This window comes from Halomicrococcus pelagicus, from assembly GCF_051917725.1.
In the GTDB taxonomy this organism is placed as follows: Archaea; Halobacteriota; Halobacteria; order Halobacteriales; family Haladaptataceae; genus Halomicrococcus.
Map to the genome: position 1 here is coordinate 160,007 of NZ_JBQBLX010000003.1, position 17,581 is coordinate 177,587.

Annotated in this window: 18 protein-coding genes; 9 read left to right on the forward strand and 9 right to left on the reverse strand. The window is 69.2% G+C overall.

What is annotated here, in order from left to right; all coding sequences use genetic code 11:
- The first annotated feature begins 231 nt into the window (after nt 1-231).
- Nucleotides 232-864 carry a ribonuclease HI gene (locus tag ACTF4R_RS10050; RefSeq protein ID WP_440007710.1) on the forward strand — a complete coding sequence of 211 codons (633 nt, stop codon included), beginning with the start codon at nt 232-234 and terminating at the stop codon, nt 862-864.
- An 8-nt stretch (nt 865-872) separates the two neighbouring features.
- Here the strand turns inward: ACTF4R_RS10050 and ACTF4R_RS10055 are convergent, their stop codons facing one another.
- Nucleotides 873-971 carry a C2H2-type zinc finger protein gene (locus tag ACTF4R_RS10055; protein WP_433625000.1) on the reverse strand — a complete coding sequence of 33 codons (99 nt, stop codon included), beginning with the start codon at nt 969-971 and terminating at the stop codon, nt 873-875.
- Nucleotides 972-1,133: 162 nt separating this feature from the next.
- Between ACTF4R_RS10055 and ACTF4R_RS10060 the strand changes: the two genes are divergently transcribed.
- Together ACTF4R_RS10060 and ACTF4R_RS10065 are read left to right on the forward strand one after the other, a co-directional pair.
- On the forward strand, nt 1,134-1,658 hold the full coding sequence (locus ACTF4R_RS10060; protein ID WP_440007711.1) for a cupredoxin domain-containing protein: 525 nt from the start codon (nt 1,134-1,136) through the stop codon (nt 1,656-1,658).
- A 119-nt stretch (nt 1,659-1,777) separates the two neighbouring features.
- A complete protein-coding gene (locus tag ACTF4R_RS10065; protein WP_440007712.1) occupies nt 1,778-2,047 on the forward strand; it encodes a zinc ribbon domain-containing protein in 270 nt (89 codons plus the stop codon).
- Nucleotides 2,048-2,106: 59 nt separating this feature from the next.
- Here ACTF4R_RS10065 and ACTF4R_RS10070 read toward each other — a convergent pair whose 3' ends face one another.
- Both ACTF4R_RS10070 and ACTF4R_RS10075 read right to left on the reverse strand, forming a co-directional pair.
- Nucleotides 2,107-4,365, reverse strand: coding sequence for an NADP-dependent malic enzyme (locus ACTF4R_RS10070; protein ID WP_440007713.1), 2,259 nt, complete (start codon nt 4,363-4,365; stop codon nt 2,107-2,109).
- An 80-nt stretch (nt 4,366-4,445) separates the two neighbouring features.
- Nucleotides 4,446-5,525, reverse strand: a complete 1,080-nt coding sequence (locus tag ACTF4R_RS10075; RefSeq protein ID WP_440007714.1) for a M24 family metallopeptidase — start codon at nt 5,523-5,525, stop codon at nt 4,446-4,448.
- A 120-nt stretch (nt 5,526-5,645) separates the two neighbouring features.
- Here ACTF4R_RS10075 and ACTF4R_RS10080 point away from each other — a divergent pair, with 120 nt between their 5' ends.
- The gene (locus tag ACTF4R_RS10080) at nt 5,646-6,308 is read left to right on the forward strand and encodes an HAD family hydrolase (protein ID WP_440007715.1); all 663 of its coding nucleotides are present in this window, start codon (nt 5,646-5,648) and stop codon (nt 6,306-6,308) included.
- Here the strand turns inward: ACTF4R_RS10080 and ACTF4R_RS10085 are convergent.
- From ACTF4R_RS10085 to ACTF4R_RS10095, 3 genes are all read right to left on the reverse strand, one after another.
- Nucleotides 6,267-8,162: a molybdopterin biosynthesis protein gene (locus ACTF4R_RS10085; RefSeq protein WP_440007716.1), complete on the reverse strand. Its 1,896-nt coding sequence runs from the start codon at nt 8,160-8,162 to the stop codon at nt 6,267-6,269. The two genes, ACTF4R_RS10080 and ACTF4R_RS10085, sit on opposite strands and share 42 nt — an antisense overlap.
- A gap of 72 nt (nt 8,163-8,234) precedes the next feature.
- Nucleotides 8,235-9,467, reverse strand: a complete 1,233-nt coding sequence (locus ACTF4R_RS10090; RefSeq protein WP_440007717.1) for a molybdopterin molybdotransferase MoeA — start codon at nt 9,465-9,467, stop codon at nt 8,235-8,237.
- A gap of 40 nt (nt 9,468-9,507) precedes the next feature.
- Nucleotides 9,508-10,167: a YkgJ family cysteine cluster protein gene (locus ACTF4R_RS10095; protein WP_440007718.1), complete on the reverse strand. Its 660-nt coding sequence runs from the start codon at nt 10,165-10,167 to the stop codon at nt 9,508-9,510.
- Nucleotides 10,168-10,349: 182 nt separating this feature from the next.
- Between ACTF4R_RS10095 and ACTF4R_RS10100 the strand changes: the two genes are divergently transcribed.
- On the forward strand, nt 10,350-11,054 hold the full coding sequence (locus ACTF4R_RS10100) for a helix-turn-helix domain-containing protein (RefSeq protein ID WP_440007719.1): 705 nt from the start codon (nt 10,350-10,352) through the stop codon (nt 11,052-11,054).
- A 70-nt stretch (nt 11,055-11,124) separates the two neighbouring features.
- Here ACTF4R_RS10100 and ACTF4R_RS10105 read toward each other — a convergent pair whose 3' ends face one another.
- Nucleotides 11,125-12,369: an RNA-guided endonuclease InsQ/TnpB family protein gene (locus ACTF4R_RS10105; protein ID WP_440007720.1), complete on the reverse strand. Its 1,245-nt coding sequence runs from the start codon at nt 12,367-12,369 to the stop codon at nt 11,125-11,127.
- A 351-nt stretch (nt 12,370-12,720) separates the two neighbouring features.
- On the opposite strand from ACTF4R_RS10105, the gene ACTF4R_RS10110 reads away from it, so the two are divergent.
- The gene (locus ACTF4R_RS10110) at nt 12,721-13,371 is read left to right on the forward strand and encodes an Ntn hydrolase family protein (RefSeq protein ID WP_440007721.1); all 651 of its coding nucleotides are present in this window, start codon (nt 12,721-12,723) and stop codon (nt 13,369-13,371) included.
- Complete coding sequence (gene psmA, locus ACTF4R_RS10115; protein WP_440007722.1) at nt 13,368-14,105, forward strand: archaeal proteasome endopeptidase complex subunit alpha; 738 nt, start codon at nt 13,368-13,370, stop codon at nt 14,103-14,105. The genes ACTF4R_RS10110 and psmA overlap by 4 nt, the downstream gene beginning before the upstream one ends.
- A 5-nt stretch (nt 14,106-14,110) precedes the next feature.
- Here the strand turns inward: psmA and ACTF4R_RS10120 are convergent, their stop codons facing one another.
- Complete coding sequence (locus ACTF4R_RS10120) at nt 14,111-15,040, reverse strand: DUF7351 domain-containing protein (RefSeq protein ID WP_440007723.1); 930 nt, start codon at nt 15,038-15,040, stop codon at nt 14,111-14,113.
- 116 nt (nt 15,041-15,156) lie between these two features.
- On the opposite strand from ACTF4R_RS10120, the gene ACTF4R_RS10125 reads away from it, so the two are divergent.
- Nucleotides 15,157-15,528 (forward strand): DUF2127 domain-containing protein, encoded by a 372-nt coding sequence (locus tag ACTF4R_RS10125; RefSeq protein ID WP_440007724.1) that lies wholly within the window; start codon nt 15,157-15,159, stop codon nt 15,526-15,528.
- 66 nt (nt 15,529-15,594) lie between these two features.
- Here the strand turns inward: ACTF4R_RS10125 and purB are convergent, their stop codons facing one another.
- Nucleotides 15,595-16,992 (reverse strand): adenylosuccinate lyase, encoded by a 1,398-nt coding sequence (gene purB, locus ACTF4R_RS10130; protein ID WP_440007725.1) that lies wholly within the window; start codon nt 16,990-16,992, stop codon nt 15,595-15,597.
- 202 nt (nt 16,993-17,194) lie between these two features.
- Between purB and ACTF4R_RS10135 the strand changes: the two genes are divergently transcribed.
- The gene (locus tag ACTF4R_RS10135; RefSeq protein ID WP_113277033.1) at nt 17,195-17,497 is read left to right on the forward strand and encodes a DUF7577 domain-containing protein; all 303 of its coding nucleotides are present in this window, start codon (nt 17,195-17,197) and stop codon (nt 17,495-17,497) included.
- The last annotated feature ends 84 nt before the right edge of the window (nt 17,498-17,581 follow it).

A 17,581-nucleotide genomic window follows, 5' to 3' on the forward strand; every position in this document is an offset into this window, starting at 1 on the left:
GGTAAATTATATGAAATTCCAATTTAGGTAAGAATATAAATACTACTACCGTATCAGAATTGGTAGATAAAATTGTATATGGGAAGTGCCGGGAGCGAAAGCGGTCCGGTGCATGCGACCAGGAGCGACGACGGCAACGGACTCGAACCGGACTTCCGGACTGTCGGCTCCGGGAGATTCGCCGGACAGTGCAGCCTTCATCTTTAAGTTCGAACAGGTGTTAGCGAGCGTATGGCCGTTCACGGCCGCCGTCCCCGGTTGCGGGACCTGTTCGACGAGTCGCCCACGCCGCACATCGCCCATCCACCGCACACCCACCATCGTGACTTCTACGTCGCCACCGACGGTTCGTTCAGTCACGACTCCGGCGAGGGAGGGCTCGGCGTCATCATCGAAACGCGCGACGGCGAGTGTGTCACCCGACTCTCGCTCCCCGACGAGATGCCCGACAACAACGTCGCCGAGTATCGGGCGCTCCACCTCGGTCTCGACGTACTCGCCGCCCGTGCGCCCGTCGACGCCCGCGTCGGCGTGCTCGTCGACCACGACGAACTCGCGGCGAACGTCAACAAGGCCGTACTCGCGGGCCGTCGAACCGACTGGCGCCCGCCGCGACCGTTCTCCGTGGCCGCCGCCAGTCGGAACCACTGGCGCGGTATCCGCGCCCGCGTCGCCGGGTTCGGCGAACTCCGCGCCGCTCGGGTCCGCAGCGAGCAGAATCCCGCACACCCGCTCGCCAACGCGCCCGAGGAGTACGCCCACGTGAACCGCGAACCAGCACAGTGCCTGCTCCCGGACACGTCCGAGTCCGACGAGACCCAGATTCCGCCGCCGTCGCGGTCCGACCGCCACGTCAGCGGCTAGCGACGGGGTCAGTCCACCAGCCCCTGCTCGCGCAGGTGCTTTTCCAGTTCGGTCTCGGAGTCGAACTCCTTCCCGCAGGCCTCACAGCGGTAGTGGTCCTTCGACACGTTCCCGACCGACGACAGAGACGCTTGTAAATCGGAGGGCCGACGCTCCACCCCGGCCGTTCGACAGCTCCGAGTGTCGGAATTCGTACCGCCGTCGTGTTTTTTCACCGACGAGTGGCCGGTACTTTTCTCCGGGTCCCCATCCCACGACCGGACGTACGTATGGACTCCGAACCGAAAGTAGACCGCCGAACGGTCCTCGAAATGACGAGCGTCGCCCTTCCCACCGCACTGCTCGCCGGTTGCACCAGCGACGACGGAGGCGGGTCCGGCGGCGAGACGACCACGACGGAGTCGACCGCGACGGAATCGACCACGACCGGGTCGACGAAGAGCGAGAGCCAGACCGTGCGACTGGGTGCGAAAACCGGCGGCTGGGTCGGCAAGGCCCCGAAAGCTATCGCGGGCAAGCAGAACCCGACGCTGACGCTGACTCCCGGCCAGCAGTACACCATCGAGTGGACCAACCTCGACGGAAAGGAGCACGAACTGCTCGTCGTCGACGGGAGCGGCAAGACGCTGGAGAAGAGCGACGACGCCGAAGAGCAGGGCAAGACGGTGTCGCTGACGTTCACCGCGTCGAAGGAGATGAACCAGTACTACTGCGAGTACCACCCGCAGGCGATGCGCGGCGACGTCGAGACGGGAAGCGGCGACGGTGGAACGACCACGACGACCGGCGAGTGAACCGCGGCGAGTCGATAGCCGAGCGCGGTCGAACGCGCCCGCGAGGGCACGCCGACCGCGGCCCGTACCGACGTGCCCGCGCGAAATCGTTAAATCAGTGTTGGTTTCTATTAGGTAGTATGCGAATCGAAGCGGAGCAGGTCGTCGCCCTCGCTGTCTGGCTCGTCGTCGCGGCGTTTCTCGCGGTCCTGTTCTACATGGGGCCGGTCGGCTGGGTCGTCGGCGTCCTCGTCTTCCTCGGCGCGTTGAAGTTCACGGACCTGAGCGACGTGTTCGACGGAGAGCCACAACGGGAGAAGGTGAACTGTCCGGCGTGCGGCGCTCGCAATCGCGTCGACGACCCGACCTGCGATTACTGCGGTCACCGGTTGGCCGCCTCCGGGGAGTAGCTCCGGCCACCGCCGGGACGCCCCGACTCCGCAGAAGTTCGCGCCGGAGACCCGGCCGCCTACTCGTTCTGCTGGGCGTCGACGACCGCGACGCCAGCGAGGTTCACGATGTCTTTGACCTCGTCGCCGCGCTGGAGGACGTGGACGGGCTTGTCCATGCCGACCAGCATCGGGCCGATGGCCTCCGCGCCGCCGAGGCGCTGGAGGAGCTTGTAGCCGATGTTGCCGGCCTCGAGGTTCGGGAACACGAGCACGTTCGCGGGGTCGTCGAGGTCCGAGAACTCGTAGGTGCCGTTCAGGATGTCGGAGACGACGGCGGTGTCGGCCTGCATCTCGCCGTCGACCGGGAAGTCCACGGAGGGGTCCTCGCGCAGGGTCTCGGCGGCGCGGCGGGGTTTCCGCGTTCCCTCGTTGTCGACGCTGCCGAAGTTCGAGTACGACAGCATCGCGGCGCGCGGTTCGACGTTGAACCGGCGCGCGAGTTCGGCGGTGTGGCGGGTGATCTCCGCGAGGACCTCCTCGTCGGGGTCCTGGTTGACCGTCGCGTCGGCGCAGAAGACGACGCGGTTCTTGAAGGTGAGGAGGTAGACGCCCGCCGCGTAGTCGGCGTCCGGCGCGGTGCCGATGACCTGGAGCGGCGGCCGGAGCGCGGAGGGGTAGTGATGGGTGAGGCCGGTCAGCATCGCGTCGGCGTCGCCCTGTTCGACCATCACGCTGCCGAAGTAGTTGCTGTCCTTCCGGACGAGTTCGCCGGCCTCGCTACGGGTGATTCCCTTGCGCCGGCGGAGTTCGTACAGGCGGTCGGCGTACGCCTCGTAGTCGCCGGTCGACGGGTCCGCGACCGTGGGGTCGAAGTCCAGTCCGAGGTCGTCGGCGGTCGCCGCTATCTCCGCCTGGTCGCCGATGAGCACCGGTTCGGCGATGCCCTGGTCGCGAATCTGGTAGGCGGCGCGGATCATCTTCTCGTCCGTGCCCTCGGCGAGCGCGACGCGCTTCGGGTCGCTTTTGGCCTTGTTCAGCACGACGCGCATCATCTCGCGGGACTTGCCGAGGCGGGCTTCGAGCGTCTCGACGTACTCGTCGGTGTCGAGTTCGCTCCGGGCGACGCCGGACTCCATCGCGGCCTCGGCGACGGCGGGCGCGATCTCGAAGAGGACGCGGGGGTCGAGCGGTTTCGGGATGATGTAGTCGGGGCCGAACTGGAGCGGCTGGTCGCCGTACGCCTTGACGACGGCGTCGGGCACGTCCTTCTTGGCGAGGTCGGCGAGCGCCTCCGCGGCGGCGACCTTCATGTCCTCGTTGATGTCGCTCGCGCGCACGTCGAGCGCGCCGCGGAAGATGAAGGGGAACCCGAGGACGTTATTCACCATGTTCGGATAGTCCGAGCGCCCGGTCGCCATGATGACGGTGTCGTCGCGGGCGGCCTTCGCCTCCTCGTAGCCGATTTCGGGGTCCGGGTTCGCCATGGCGAAGATGACCGGGTCGGCGGCCATCGAGCGAACCATCTCCTGGCTGACGATGCCGCCGACCGAGAGGCCGACGAACACGTCGGCGCCCGCCATGGCGTCGGCCAGGTCGCCCTCCGGCACGTCGCGGGCGAACTCGGTCTTGTACTCGTTGACGTCGCCGCGGGCGGCCCGGTTCTCGGTGATGATGCCGGAGGAGTCACACATCGTGATGTTCTCCTTGCGCGCGCCCAGGCTGACGTAGAAGCGCGCGGTGGCGATGGCCGACGCTCCGGCACCGGAGAAGACGATTTCGAGGTTTTCGAGGTCCTTGCCGTTTATCTCGGTGGCGTTCAACAAGGCGGCCCCGCTGATGATGGCGGTCCCGTGCTGGTCGTCGTGGAAGACGGGGATGTCTATCTCCTCCCGGAGCCGTTCCTCTATCTCGAAACACTCCGGGGCCTTGATGTCCTCCAGGTTGATGCCGCCGAACGTCGGTTCCATCGCGCTGACGGTCCGGACGATGTCCTCGGGGTCGGCCTGTTCCAGTTCGAGGTCGAACACGTCGATGTCGGCGAACCGCTTGAACAGCACGCCCTTGCCCTCCATCACGGGTTTGGACGCCTGGGCGCCGATGTCGCCGAGGCCGAGCACGGCGCTGCCGTTCGAGACGACGCCGACGAGGTTCCCCTTCGCGGTGTAGGAGTACGCCGCTTCGGCGTCGGCGTCGATCTCGTTGCAGGGTGCGGCGACCCCGGGGGAGTACGCCAGGCTCAGGTCGCGCTGTGTGTTGGTCGGTTTCGTCGTCGAAATCTCGATCTTCCCCGGCGGTTCGCGCCGGTGGTAATCGAGAGAGTCCTCGTCGAGTCCCATGCGCGGTACGTCCGTCCCCTCGTGTAAAAAGGTATCCGAACGCGTCGAATCTACCTTCGACAGGCGTCGAACGAGGGGTGCTACGGTTCGAGCACGGCGGGACGTTCGAGCGCCGCCTCGTAGTCGTAGGCCATCACGGGCTGTGTCGGCCACTCGCCGGTCTCGGTCAGCACCTCCATGCCGTCCTCGTCGACGAGGACGGTGTCCTCGCTCTTCGCGCCCTGGACCGTCGGATTCCAGGCGAACGCCATCGGGAGGCGTATCTCGGCGTCCGTCGTCGGCGTGGCTATCCACTCGCGGCCGGCGTAGCCTGCCGCACCGCCCTGGTGGTGACGCTGCCACTCGTCGGGGTGGCCGAGATGCTCGTAAGCCGCCCGGATGGCGTCGAACACGTCCGACGCGCGACCGTCCAGTTCCGCGACGCGCCGGGTGGCGGCGAGCGCGGTCACCTCGACCGTGGCGGCGACCTGGTGGCGCTGGGGCAGCCACTCCGGCTGGTCGAACGCGACGGTCCGGGTGAGGCTGGCGTGGAGGCCGTCGCGTTCGGCGGTGACGGAGACGAGCGCGTAGTCGCCGAGTTCGGCGTCGGTCGGCGTGTAGTGGCGGTACTTCTGGGCGCGCTCGCTACCGCCGACCAGCGCCACGGGCGACTCGATGCCGCGGGCGTCGAGCGCGCCCCGGACCGCGGACGCCACCTCGCGCTCGGTGTCGGTCGATTCGAGTTCGGCGCAGATGGCCTCGACCGCGCGGGCCGTCGTCTCGCCGAGTTCGCGGTAGCGGTCGACGTCCTGGTCCGTGAGCGGTTGGCGCAGCGGCGACGCGTCGACGGACTCGAAGCCCGGCACGTCGAAGTCCGCCGCCGCGGGCGTCGCGGCGCGCTCCGCCACCGCCTCCGCGAGCGACGACTCGTACCACGGAAACTCCGCGACGGGCACGTCGTCGTCCAGTTCCTCGTCCCGAAGCCGCTGGGCCTCGATGTCGTTCGTGACGACACGGAGACCGTCGCCGTCGTAGCCCACTGCCGCGACGCCGACGTCACCGGCGCGGTCGACGACGTTGTCCCCGCCGGTGAGCCAGGCGAAGGAGTTCGGCCGGGCGAACCAGACGGATTCGAGGTCGCGCTCGGCGAGAAACTCGTCCAGGCGGTCCTGTTTCGTCATGGTAACCGAGTCGGTAGCGCGGGTCTTGAAGGAGGGTGTTCCGGGGGCGCGAGAGCGAGTTCCTCTCGGAGCTCCAGTCAAAATGCTTATGGTTACGGGGATGCTACACTAACAGTCCCGATGGTCGCCCGCGAGTACGACTTCTGGCTGCTCGACCTGGACGGCACGCTCATCGACACGGAGTGGTCGTACACCCGCGAGGTGTTCGACCGCGTGAGCGACCGCCTCGGTCGGGAGTTCACCGACCGCGAGGCGGAAATCATCTGGCACGGACTCGGCGGGTCGCGGGACGCCCAGTTGCGCGAGTGGGGTATCGACCCGCCGACGTTCTGGGAGGCGTTCCACGACATCGAGGACCCGCAGTTACGGGCGGAGGAGACCTTCCTCTACGACGACGCCGCGTTCGTCGCGGACCTCGACTGTCCGGTCGGCCTCGTGACGCACTGCCAGCCGTTCCTCGCCCACCCCGTCATCGACGAACTCGGCATCCGCGACTGGTTCGACGCCGTCGTCTGCTGCGACGAGGAACTGGGCTGGAAGCCCGACCCGTCCCCGGTCGAGTACACGATGAGCGAAATCGGCGCTCACGCGGGTCAGCGCGGCGTCCTCGCCGGCGACGGCTCCAGCGACGTCGGCGCGGCGTGGAACGCGGGCCTCGACGCCGTCCACGTCGAGCGCCACGGACCCGACAACCGTCGACACTGCGTGCTCGGCGACTACCGCGTCGAGACGTTCGAGGAGCTACTGTCGAACGCCGGTCAGTCCGTCGAGTACACCGACTAGCGCCGAATCGAGGGCCTCCCGGAGCGCTCGAACCCCCGCCTTCTCCAGCCGCGCGTCGTTCCCCAGCACCCGGACCTCCTCCTCGCCGAGCGAGACGAACCCCAGTCCCAGCTTCTCGGCGGTCGCCCGCAGGCCGAGACCGGCGTCCGCCTCGCCCGCCGCGACCTTCCGCGCGGGGCTCTCGTGGGCCTTCGCCGCGAGTTCGAACCCGGCGATGGACTCGACGAGGTCGTGGCGCGAGACGTCGCGGTCGTCGGCCAGGTCCGCGAGGGCGTTACCGAGCGTCGTCCGCAGGCCCGAGTCGGTCCCGCGGTTGACGAACCGCAGGTCCCGGTCGACCAGGTCGGCGAGTCCGTCGACGCCCTCGGGGTTCCCCGAGGGGACGACCAGCCCCCACTCCCGGCGGTACGAGGCGAGTTCCGTCGCGTCGACGTCCTCCGTCCGCTCGCCCGTGACCACCGCGAAGTCCGGCACGCCGTCGCGGAGTCGACGCAGCCCCTGCCGACTCCCGACCGCGAGGTAGCGCGGTCGGTCGAGTCGGTCGAGCAGCCGCGAGAGCGCGGGGTCGTCCTCGCCGACGCCGAAGACGGTCGGCGGGCGCACGTCCGGCGAGAACAGTTGCACGTTGACCGACTCACCCTCGGCGAGGTAGGCGGTGTCGGCCGGCACCTCGATCACGCCGTCGGCCTCCACGAGGCTCGTCGTCGCGCCGCTGCCCTTGTCCACGGGATAGGCGAGCGTCGTCCCCGTCGCGTCCTCCACGAGACCGGTCGGCATCAGCCGGGTGCGGCCCTCACCGTAGCGCTCCTCGACGGCCATCTCGGCGGCGACGGTCGCGGTCCGCGGCTCCGGCAGCCCCGCCGCCTCGCGGACCGCCGGCGCGACGAACGTCCGGAAGATGGTGAGCGCCGAGACCGGGTAGCCCGGCAGCCCGACGTACGCCGACTCGTTCAGGCGGCCGACGAGCATCGGCTTGCCGGGCTTGACCGCGACGCCGTGCAGCAGGAGTTCGCCGCCCTCCTCGACGACGCGGTAGATGACGTCCACCGCGCTCGCGCTGGTCGACCCCGACGAGAGCACGAGGTCGCACTCCCCGGCCGCCTCCAGCAGGATACGCTCCATCTCCTCGTAGTCGTCGCCGGCGTGGGGGTAGAGTTCGGGGACGCCGCCGGCCTCCTCGACCGCCGCCGCGACGGTGTAGCTGTTCACGTCGTAGATCTCGCCCGCGGCGCTGTCGAGGTCGCCGCCCGGCCGGACGAGTTCGTCGCCCGTCGAGATGATGCCGACCCGCGGGCGGCCCCGGACCGGCACCTCGTCGACGCCGAGCGCGGACAGCAGGCCGATCTCGCGGGCCGTGAGCCGCGTTCCGGGGCCGAGTGCGCGCTCGCCAGCCGCGACGTCCGCCCCGGCGAGCATCACGTTGTCCCCCGGCGCGAGCGCGGTCCGGACCGCGACGCCCGGGCCGTCGTCGGCCACCTCGTCGGTCCGCTCGACCATCACCACCGCGTCCGCGCCGTCCGGCATCACCGCGCCGGTCGATATCTCGACCGCCTCGCCCTCGCCGACCGCGGCGTCCGGCTTCTCGCCCGCGTGAACCGTCCCGACGAGGTCGAGGACGACGGGGTCGGCCTCGTCGGCACCGAAGGTGTCCCGCGCCCGGACGGCGTACCCGTCCATGCTCGCGCGGTCGAACCCCGGTACGTCGAGGGCGGCGTCCAGCCGCTCCGCGAGGACCCGGCCCTGGGCGTCGTCGAGGGGAACCGTCTCGGGGTCGGGGTCGAGGTCGAGCGAGGCGATGGCCTCGTGCGCTCGCTCGGGCGGCGCGAGGTCACGGAACTCCTTGCGGTCACTCACTGACGTCACCCCCCGGCGTCGCGGGTCGCCCGCGGATGCGAGCCGTCGGACGCTCCGGGAACGGGAGACCGGTCATGGCAGGGCCTCCCAGTCCTGGACTGCGACGACCTCGTCCGCCGGAATCCCCTCGCTCGCCTCGGGGACGACGACCCAGCCGTCGGCCAGCGCGACGCTGGAGAGGATTCCCGAACCGCTGGCCCGCGTCGGCGTGGCGACGCGCTCGCCGTCCTCGTCAGCCAGAGACACCCGCGCGAACGTCCGGACGCCGGGTTCGCTCCGTATCTTCCGGTCGAGTCGGGCGTCCGTCGTCGGCGGGTCGGGGACGGGCAGGTTCCCGGCCCACTTCGTCGCGGGGCGGAGGAACTGCACGGCGTTGACGATGCAGGCGACGGGGTAGCCGGGGAGCATCACGACCGGCGTCTCCTCGACGACGCCGAGCGCGACGGGGTGGCCGGGCTTCAGCGCGACGCCGTGGACGACCACCTCGCCCAGTTCCGAGACGACCTCGGGGAGCAGGTCGCGCTCGCCGACCGACGACCCGCCGGTCGTGACGACCACGTCGTGGTCGCTGTCGCGCTCGACGGCCTCGCGCAGGGCGTCCGGGTCGTCGGTCACCACGTCCCGGTAGGTCGCCGCACCGCCCCAGCGCTCGACGTACCGCGAGACGGTGAGCCCGTTCGTCTCGACCACCTCGCCCGGCGCGGGGTCCTCGGCGACCAGTTCCTCGCCGGTCGGAATCACGGCCACCGACGGCGGTTCGTACGCCTCGACCTCGCGCACGCCGACGGACTTCAGGAGGCCGAGGTCGGAGGGACGCAGGCGGTGGCCCGCGTCGTAGAGGCGCTGGCCCGATTCCACGTCCTCGCCGACCGGCGCGACGTTCTCGCCCGCCCCGACGGCGTCGAAGACCTCCAGGTCGCCGCCTCGCTCGTCCGCGTGCTCTATCATCACGACGGCGTCCGCGCCCTCTGGGAGTTCGCTGCCGGTGTGGACCCGGACCGCCGCGCCCGGTTCCACCGACGCTGCCTCGCCCGCGCTGCGCAGAATCTCGGGCGAGCGGTCGCTCGCGCCGAAGGTGTCCTCGGCGCGCACGGCGAACCCGTCCATCGCCGCCCGCGGGTAGTGGGGAACGTTCCGCTCGGCGACGACCGCCTCGGCGAGCACCCGCCCATCCGCCGCGTCCAGCGGGACTCGCTCGGTGCGGTCGTGGCCGGCGACCACCTCGCGGAGGCGCTCGCGGGCCGTCCGAACGCGGGTCGTCTCCTTGAACCCGGACTCCTTTCGGTCCGGTTGCTCGTCGGTCATACGCCACCCTTCGGGTCGCCGAACAAAAAGTGAGTGGGACCTACCCCTCGTACGGCGTCCCGTCCGGCCGCTTCGCGCCCTCCGAATCGTGGACGACCACCTCGCCCGCGCCGGGGTTCGCCGGTTCGTACTCGTCCCGGACCGCGATGGCCTCCTCTATCTCCCGGACAGCGCGCTCTTTCAGCGCGCCCGCCAGCTCCTCGGCGTCGCCCCGCGAGATGTCCCGGCCCAGCCCCTCGCACTCGTGGGCGCGGACCAGCCCCTCCTCGTCGACCGCCTCGCCCATCGGCTGGCTGGTGCCGCCGAGCGCGACGCTGAACGGGTAGGTCCGACAGACCAGCGGGCGGTCGGCGTGGACCGTGCAGGCGCCGGTGCCGTCGTCGTCCTCCGCGTAGAACCGGCAGTCGCCGCAGCCGTCCGTCCCGAGCGCCCACTCGAACGTCTCGCCGGCCGGGTCGCCGTCCGCGTCCTCCAGACCGTACGGCATCGGCCGGGCGACGTCGCGCCACGTCTCCCCCGTGGCGTCCTGGAGCGTCCGGACCTCGTCGGGGAACACCGTCGCGGTGTGAGGGTCGTCCTCCTCCGACTTGCAGCAGGCGCCGCAGCGCGTACACTCGAACCCGATGGCCTCGATGGCGTCCGCGAGGTCGTCGGGGTCGAGCGCCCGGGCCTGCTCGAGTTCGGCTTCGAGGCTCTGCATGCCTCGCTCTGGGGGCCTCGCGCGGTTAAAGGACGCGTTCGAATCGAGAGGCAGGTCCACGGGTCTTTTTGGTCGGCGTCGTCGTGATGCTGTATCTCGACGTGACGCTCGGCTGACCGTTTCGTCGCTCGTCGAACCCCGACATCGACACGCTTTTGCGGGCAACTCGCACAGACGGAGACATGACCGACGCACGTCGCCGCCTCGCCGAGCGCATCGCGGGAGAGGTGACGCTGAGCGACGACCCCGGGGCGACGCTCCGGAAGTGGCGCACGGACTTCGACGTCTCCCAGACCGACCTCTCCGACCAGCTGGAGGTGTCGTCGTCGGTCGTCAGCGACTACGAGAGCGGTCGGCGCGACAACCCCGGCATCGGCGTCGTCAGCCGCGTCGTCGCGGCCCTGCTGGACATCGACGAGCGCCGGGGCGGCGACCGGATTCGACAGTACGCCCGCGTCGTCTCCGCGGGCTTCGACAGCGACATCGTCAACGACCTCCAGGAGTATCCGACCGCCATCGACCTAGAGCGGTTCTACGACGCCATCGACGCCGAGGAGCTCGCGGACGGCGGCCAGACGCAGGTGTCGGGCCACACGGTCATCGACAGCATCCAGGCAATCACCCGCCTCTCCAGCGAGGAGTTCTACAGCCTCTACGGCCAGAGCACGAGTCGCGCGCTGGTGTTCACGAACGTCACGCGCGGCGAGTCCCCGCTGGTCGCGATGCGCGTCGTCACGCCGACGCCGAACGCCGTCGTCCTCCACGGCCTCGACCGCGAGGACCTGTGGGAACACGCCCCGAAGCTCGCGCGCCTGGACGGCTTCTCGCTGGCGATAACGGACTGCGACAAGGACGCGATGCTCGGGCGACTCCGGGACGTCGCCTGACAGGACGGGCGTCGCGCCGCCCCGACCGTCACGGACGAACCGGTCGCTTCGCCGGGTGAACTACCCCACCCTACTCGCTCACGGCTTGCGCCGTTCGCTCCGTGAGGGTGGGGCTTCCTGCTTCAACGACGCGCTTTGCAGGAACCGAAGTGGTCCCCGTAGGGAGCGCAGTCTCCACAGGCGGTGATTCGGAGCGTCCCACTCCTACGTCTTCGAGGCCGCGAGAAAGGATGTTCCACGCCGCGTTCGCGTCCCTGTCTGCCTCAAACCCGCAGGCAGGGCAGGAATGTTCACGGACCCACAACGGCTTGTCCGTCGAGACGCCGCACGACGCGCACTCCTTGGTCGTCCCTGCTGGTTCGACCGCCACGAAGTGTGTTCCTGCCCGTTCGCACTTGTATTCGAGCAACGAGAGGAACGTCCGCCACGCGGCAGAGGCGGTGTTGCGGCTGTTCGACGGCGACTCCATCATCCCCTTCACGTTCAGGTCTTCGACCGCTACGAGGTCGTACTCCCGAGCGTAGTAGTTCGAGAGTTTATGCAAGAAGTCACGGCGCTTGCGTCGGAGGTCGGCGTGACACTCCGCGACTCGTCGCCGTTGGGTCTCGTAGTTGTTCGACCCGTGCTGTTTGCGCGAGAGCTTCCGTTGCTCACGCTCCAAGCGTTCACGTTCATCGGAGAGGTCGAGTGACCCGACCGCGTGGCCGTCGGTGTCGTGAGCGTACGTGAGAATCCCCACGTCGATACCGACGCACTGCTCGGGATTCGCAGGCGGTTCGGGCGGTTCGTGGTCCATTTCGACGCCGAGCGTGGCGAACCACTCGCCCGTCGGTTCTTTCTTGACCGTGACCTGTTTCACGGTGGCGTCGTCGGGGATGGGTCGGTGGAGCCGAATCGGGATGTCCGCGAGTTTCGAGAGTGACAGCACAGTCTGACCGCCCTTCTTGTCGAGCTTGAAGCCAGACTGATTGTATGTGAAACTGCGGAACTCCCGTGGCGGCTTCCACTTGAGGTGACCGACGCCGTAGCCGTTCTCTTTGAGTTTGGAGAGGCCTTTCAGGTTGTCGAACAGCCGTTCCACGACGGTTTGGAGCACCTTCGAGTACACGTCCGAAAGGCCGTCCCACCACTGCTTGAGGTCGGGTAGTTCCGACCGCAGGGTGGTCATGGACGGCAATTCACCGTGGTTGTCTTGGTACTCGTTGAGACGGTAGAGTGTGTGATTGTACAGTTGCCGACAGATATCGCGGTGGCGGTCCAACTCCTCACGGTGGGCGTCGGACGGCTTGAGGCGATATTTGTAGGCGTAGTACATCCGCTACTCGTGTTCCTCGATGTACTCGTCAAGCCGCTCACGGATGAACGATGAGAGATTCAGGTGGTGTTCCTGAATCCACTCGTGTTGGTCCTCTCGGAGCGTAATTGTGGTCCGTTTCACCGTATGCATAGTATATACTCTATGCACAAGAACGTTGCGACTGCGTGGGCCTGTAGGCCTGCAACAGAACAGTGTACGAGCAGACAATGACGGCGCTGTATCCCGTCCTACTGCGCTACTCGGGCTTCGCCCTGCGTTGCTCGTTGAGGACGGGGACTTAGCGCCCTCAATTACAGCTAAAATATATTTTAGCTAACACTTTTCCGTCGTTGGCCCCTCCGTACGTCCATGCACGACACGGACGACTCGGTGACCAAGACCGGAACGACCACCGTCGCGCTGGCGGCCGGCGACGCCGTCGTCGCGGCGGCCGACCGGCGCGCGAGCGTCGGCGGCGGACGCTTCGTCTCGAACAAGGACGTGGAGAAGATAGCGCAGGTCCACCCGACCGCGGCGCTGACCATCGCGGGGTCGGTCGGCGACCTCCAGGCGTTCGTCCGGACGCTGCGGTCGGAGGCGAGCCTCTACGGCAGTCGGCGCGGCGACCCGCCGACGATGGACGCCCTGGCGACCCTCGCCGGCAACCGCCTCCGGGAGGGGCCGTACCGGGCCGCACAGCCCATCCTCGCCGGGGTGGACGCCGCGGGACCGCACGTCTACGACCTCGACGCGGGCGGTGGCGTGCTCGAAGCCGACTACGTCGCCAGCGGTAGCGGGATGCAACTGGCCTACGGCGTGCTCGAACGCGAGTGCGAGACGCAGGCCGAGACGGGGCTCTCGCGCGAGGCCGCCCGCGTCGCCGCCGCGCGAGCGGTCGACGCCGCCACCGAGCGCGACACCGCCAGCGGCAACGGCCTCACGCTCGCCGAGATAACGGACGAGGGCGTCGAGATGGAGACGTACGACGACCCGGCAGAGCTGACGGAGGTGGCGGCATGAACGGGAACCGCGACCAGCAGGCCTACGACCGCGGGACGAACATCTTCTCGCCCGACGGTCGCCTCTACCAGGTCGAGTACGCCCGCGAGGCGGTCCGGCGCGGCAGCGCGAGCGTCGGCGTCCGGGCCGAGGACGGCGTCGTGCTCGCGGCGAGTCGCCGACTGCGGTCGCCCCTCCTCGAAGCCGAGAGCGTCGAGAAGCTCCACGAGGTCGACGACCACGTCGGCCTCGCCAGCGCGGGGCACGTCGCCGACGCCAGGCGACTCGTCGACTTCGGGCGGCGGCGCGCACAGGGCGACCGCCTGCGGTACGGCGAGGCGATGGGCGTCGAGCCGTTCACCAAGGCGCTGACCGACCACGTCCAGGAGTACACCCAGCAGGGCGGCGCGCGTCCGTTCGGCGCGGCGCTGCTGGTGGGTGGGATGGACGACGAACCCCGTCTCTTCGAGACGGACCCCTCCGGGACGCCCCGCGAGTGGCGGGCGACCGCCATCGGCGCGAACGAGGGGGACGTCCGGGAGTTCCTCGAAGCGAACTACGACGACGGCCTCTCGGTCGAGCAGGGCGTGGACCTGGCGCTGGAGGCGCTCGCGGAATCGCGCCAGGACGAGGAAGGGGTCGCGCCCGAGACGGTCAGCGTCGCGACCGTCGCACCCGAGTACGGTGAACTCGACGACGACGAGCGCCGGTCTCGGCTCGACGCGCTGGGTCTGCTCGACGCGTCCGCCTCGTAGGGAGGTCAGGACGCCGCCGTCGTCGACTCGCGCGTCTCCACGACCGTCAGGTCCTCGGCGACGAACAGCGCCAGCACGTCGCCGTCGAGTTCCGTCGAGACGCGGACGCACCACGGCTCCTCGGAGACGACCTGCTCGCGCCACTCCTCGCCGACGTTCCACAGCGGGCGGTCGCGCACGTCGACGCCGTGGCGGTGGTAGAACGCGACGACGGCGGGGTGTTCGAGCACGGCCAGCGTGACGGGCGAGCGCAGTCGACAGCCACAGCGCTCGCAGTCGAACGCCACCTGCGGTCGCTCGTCCGGCAGTTCCTCACCGTCGCGGTACTCGACGCGCGCCTCCGCCGGCGCGCTACACTCCGGGCAGACGCCGTCGGCGAGCAGCGCGAGGCGGTGGCGGTGGTGGCGGTCGAACGCCGAGAGCAGGTTCTCGCGGGCGTGACCGCGGTGGCCCCCGGGCGGGAACGGCAGCGAGAGCGTCGGGCGCTCGCAGGCCCGGCAGGCGATAGCGACGTAGTTGTCCGTTCCCGTCGCTTCGAGGGCGCGTTCGCCGCAGAACGGACAGGGGTCCTCGACCGGGATGGGGTCGACGTCGACGCTGTCGGTGTACGTGCCGGCCCGGATGGCCCGCGTCACCTCGCGGCCGGCGTAGGTGAGGACGTACTCCTCGTCGTCGGTCTTCCGGCAGAAGCGACCGGTCAACTGCCGCAGGTGGTAGGCGAACCCGGCCGTCTTCTCGGCGGAGGTCGCCTCGAACAACTCGGAGAAGGTGAGCGGGCCGTCCGCGTCCGCCAGCGCGCGTAGCGCGGCCATCCTGACCTCGTTGCCGAGGACCGAGAACGCGTCGCTGGGGGTGGCGGGCTCCTCGGCGTCCGACTCGCCCGCGGCGTCGGGGCGCTGTTCGGTCGTCGGCGTCTCGGGTTCCGTCTCGGTCATTACGGTTCGGTCGTTCCGGGGAGAAGGGTGGCTCCCGGATAAAGGGTTCGCCCCCGGCGATTCCGCCGTGGGCGTCCGTGCGCGGCACTTATCCGGACGGGGGCGAACGTGTCCGTATGGAGACCAGCCAGTCGTCGCACGGAGCGGACCGGGAGACGGCCCCCACCGGTATCAAGGTCATCTGCGTTCTCGTGGGATTGAGCGGGCTGTACGGCCTCCTCGCCGGTCTCGGCCTGGCGGCGATGGGCGGGGCGGGTCTCGTCGTCGGTGCGGTCGGCGTCGTCCTCTCGGTCGTCCAGTTGCTGGTGGTCTACGGCCTCTGGACGCTCCGGTCGTGGGGGTGGACGGTGACGATGGTCGTCTTCTCGCTGGACGTCCTGCTCGACGTGGTCCGTCTCGTCGTCGGGAGCGTGAGCGCCGTCCTCGGCATCCTCGTCGGCGGAATCGTCCTCTGGTACGTCTACGGCGAGCGCGACCTCTATCGGTGACCGCGCTCGCCTCTCGTCCCGCCGCGAAGACGGACGCCGGCCCGGGACGTCGCCGCGAACGCGGCGCTACCCGTCGAGTTCGTCGACGAGTTCGTCGGCGAGTCCGGTGTATCCCGCGGGGGTGAGCGCCCGGAGTTCCTCCCGGGTGTCCGCGTCCACGTCGAGGTCGTCGAAGAGGTCGCGGAAGTCGGCCAGGGTGACGCGCTCGCCGCGCGTGAGATCTTTCACGCGTTCGTAGGCGTCCTCGTGACCCTCGCGACGGAGGATGGTCTGGACCGCCTCGCCGATTATCTCCGGCGTCGCCTCCAGTTCCTCCCGCATGACCTGCTCGTTGGGGACCACCTTCGAGAGGCCGTCCTGGGCCTTCAGGTAGCCGAGCAGGCAGTACGACAGGGCCGCGCCGACGTTGCGCTTGACCGTCGAGTCCGAGAGGTCGCGCTGGAGGCGCGAGGTGGTGACGTAGTCGGCGAGAAAGACCAGGTCGGAGTTGGCCTTCGAGCAGTTGCCCTCGCTGTTCTCGAAGTCGATGGGATTGACCTTGTGCGGCATCGTCGACGACCCCGTCTCGCCCTCGGTCGCCTCCTGGCCGAGGTAGCGGTCGCTGACGTAGAGCCACATGTCCCGGTCCAGGTCGAGCAACACGTCGTTGACCCCCCGGAGCGCGTCGAACAGTTCCGCGAGGTCGTCGCAGGGGTTGACCTGCGTGGCGAGCGGCGCGTGCTCCAGTCCGAGCCCCTCGACGAACTCGCGGGAGAACGTCCGCCAGTCCACGTCGGGATAGGCGGCGACGTGGGCCGCGTAGGTGCCGCTCGCGCCCGCGAGCTTTCCGGACAGTCCGTCGACGGCGCGCTCGACGCGTCCCGTCGCGCGGCCGATTCGCGCGGCGTAGACGGCCATCTCCTTGCCGAACGTGGTCGGGGTCGCCGGCTGACCGTGGGTGCGCGCGAGCATCGGCAGGTCGCGGTGTTCGCGGGCCATCGCGGCGAGTTCGTCCCGGACCGCGGCGAGTTCGGGCAGCAGGACCGACTCGACGGCGGGGCCGACGAGCAGTCGGTGTGCGAGGTTGTTCACGTCCTCGCTGGTCAACCCGAAGTGAATCCACGGCGAGACGCGGTCCAGGTCGTCGGGCAGCGCGTGACGGAGGAAGTACTCGACGGCCTTCACGTCGTGGTTCGTCGCCTGGTAGCCCGCGTACCCCTCCGTCTCCAGCGCCTTGACGACCCGGGCGTCCTCCGCGTCGAACTCCTCGTACAGGCTCTTGAGCGTCCGGCGCTCGTCGTCGTCGAGTTCCAGCGGCGTCGCGTCGAGGTCGGCGAGCGCGACGAGATACTCGGTTTCGACTCGCACGCGGGCACGCATGAGCGCCGCCTCGCTGGCGTACTCGCGCAGGGGCGCGGTCCGACCGGCGTACCGTCCGTCGAGCGGCGAGACGGCGAACAGCGGCCCGAACTCGTCTTCAGTCATGGCTGACAGTGCCCGAGGCGCGTGCAAAAGAATGTCGAATCCACGGCCGAGCGGCGTTCGCGCCGTTCGCGCGCGCCAGCGGGCGAGCGGTCACACGGTTCTCACGAATCCACCGCCTCACCGTCTGTACGGGGCGAGAGTTCGACTTCGTCCCCGTCAGCGAAGCTACCAAGTAGTTCGGAGCCGTATGCTACCATACGGCATGAACGTCTGGGGATGGATCGTGCTGTACGTCGCGCTCTTTTCGGTACTGCAGTTGCTCATCTACCGGTACCTACGGAGCGACGACGACGCACCCCTGCTGCACTCGACGCCGCCGGGTGCCGAACAGTCCGCACCGGACGACATGCGGAACGAGCGTATGCTGGACGAACTCGCCGAAGACGACGCGACAGCCGACGCGGACGACGACGCCGAGGTGCGCCACTGCCCCCACTGCGGTACGGCGAACGGGGCGGAGTACACCTACTGCCGCGACTGCGTCGAACCGCTGGGCGTGTGGTGACGGGGAACCGGGACGTGGCGGCGTCCGGACCGCCGGGAGCGACTGCACCGAATCGAGTGGCGAGCACTTTTGCCGTCCGGGAAC

Bases quoted from the DNA above. Each gene is read 5' to 3' on its own strand.
- ACTF4R_RS10050 (WP_440007710.1), top strand. From the start codon at position 232: ATGGCCGTTCACGGCCGCCGTCCCCGGTTGCGGGACCTGTTCGACGAG.
- ACTF4R_RS10060 (WP_440007711.1), top strand. From the start codon at position 1,134: ATGGACTCCGAACCGAAAGTAGACCGCCGAACGGTCCTCGAAATGACG.
- ACTF4R_RS10065 (WP_440007712.1), top strand. From the start codon at position 1,778: ATGCGAATCGAAGCGGAGCAGGTCGTCGCCCTCGCTGTCTGGCTCGTC.
- ACTF4R_RS10070 (WP_440007713.1), bottom strand. From the start codon at position 4,365: ATGGGACTCGACGAGGACTCTCTCGATTACCACCGGCGCGAACCGCCG.
- ACTF4R_RS10075 (WP_440007714.1), bottom strand. From the start codon at position 5,525: ATGACGAAACAGGACCGCCTGGACGAGTTTCTCGCCGAGCGCGACCTC.
- ACTF4R_RS10080 (WP_440007715.1), top strand. From the start codon at position 5,646: ATGGTCGCCCGCGAGTACGACTTCTGGCTGCTCGACCTGGACGGCACG.
- ACTF4R_RS10090 (WP_440007717.1), bottom strand. From the start codon at position 9,467: ATGACCGACGAGCAACCGGACCGAAAGGAGTCCGGGTTCAAGGAGACG.
- ACTF4R_RS10095 (WP_440007718.1), bottom strand. From the start codon at position 10,167: ATGCAGAGCCTCGAAGCCGAACTCGAGCAGGCCCGGGCGCTCGACCCC.
- ACTF4R_RS10100 (WP_440007719.1), top strand. From the start codon at position 10,350: ATGACCGACGCACGTCGCCGCCTCGCCGAGCGCATCGCGGGAGAGGTG.
- ACTF4R_RS10105 (WP_440007720.1), bottom strand. From the start codon at position 12,369: ATGTACTACGCCTACAAATATCGCCTCAAGCCGTCCGACGCCCACCGT.
- ACTF4R_RS10110 (WP_440007721.1), top strand. From the start codon at position 12,721: ATGCACGACACGGACGACTCGGTGACCAAGACCGGAACGACCACCGTC.
- psmA (WP_440007722.1), top strand. From the start codon at position 13,368: ATGAACGGGAACCGCGACCAGCAGGCCTACGACCGCGGGACGAACATC.
- ACTF4R_RS10120 (WP_440007723.1), bottom strand. From the start codon at position 15,040: ATGACCGAGACGGAACCCGAGACGCCGACGACCGAACAGCGCCCCGAC.
- ACTF4R_RS10125 (WP_440007724.1), top strand. From the start codon at position 15,157: ATGGAGACCAGCCAGTCGTCGCACGGAGCGGACCGGGAGACGGCCCCC.
- purB (WP_440007725.1), bottom strand. From the start codon at position 16,992: ATGACTGAAGACGAGTTCGGGCCGCTGTTCGCCGTCTCGCCGCTCGAC.
- ACTF4R_RS10135 (WP_113277033.1), top strand. From the start codon at position 17,195: ATGAACGTCTGGGGATGGATCGTGCTGTACGTCGCGCTCTTTTCGGTA.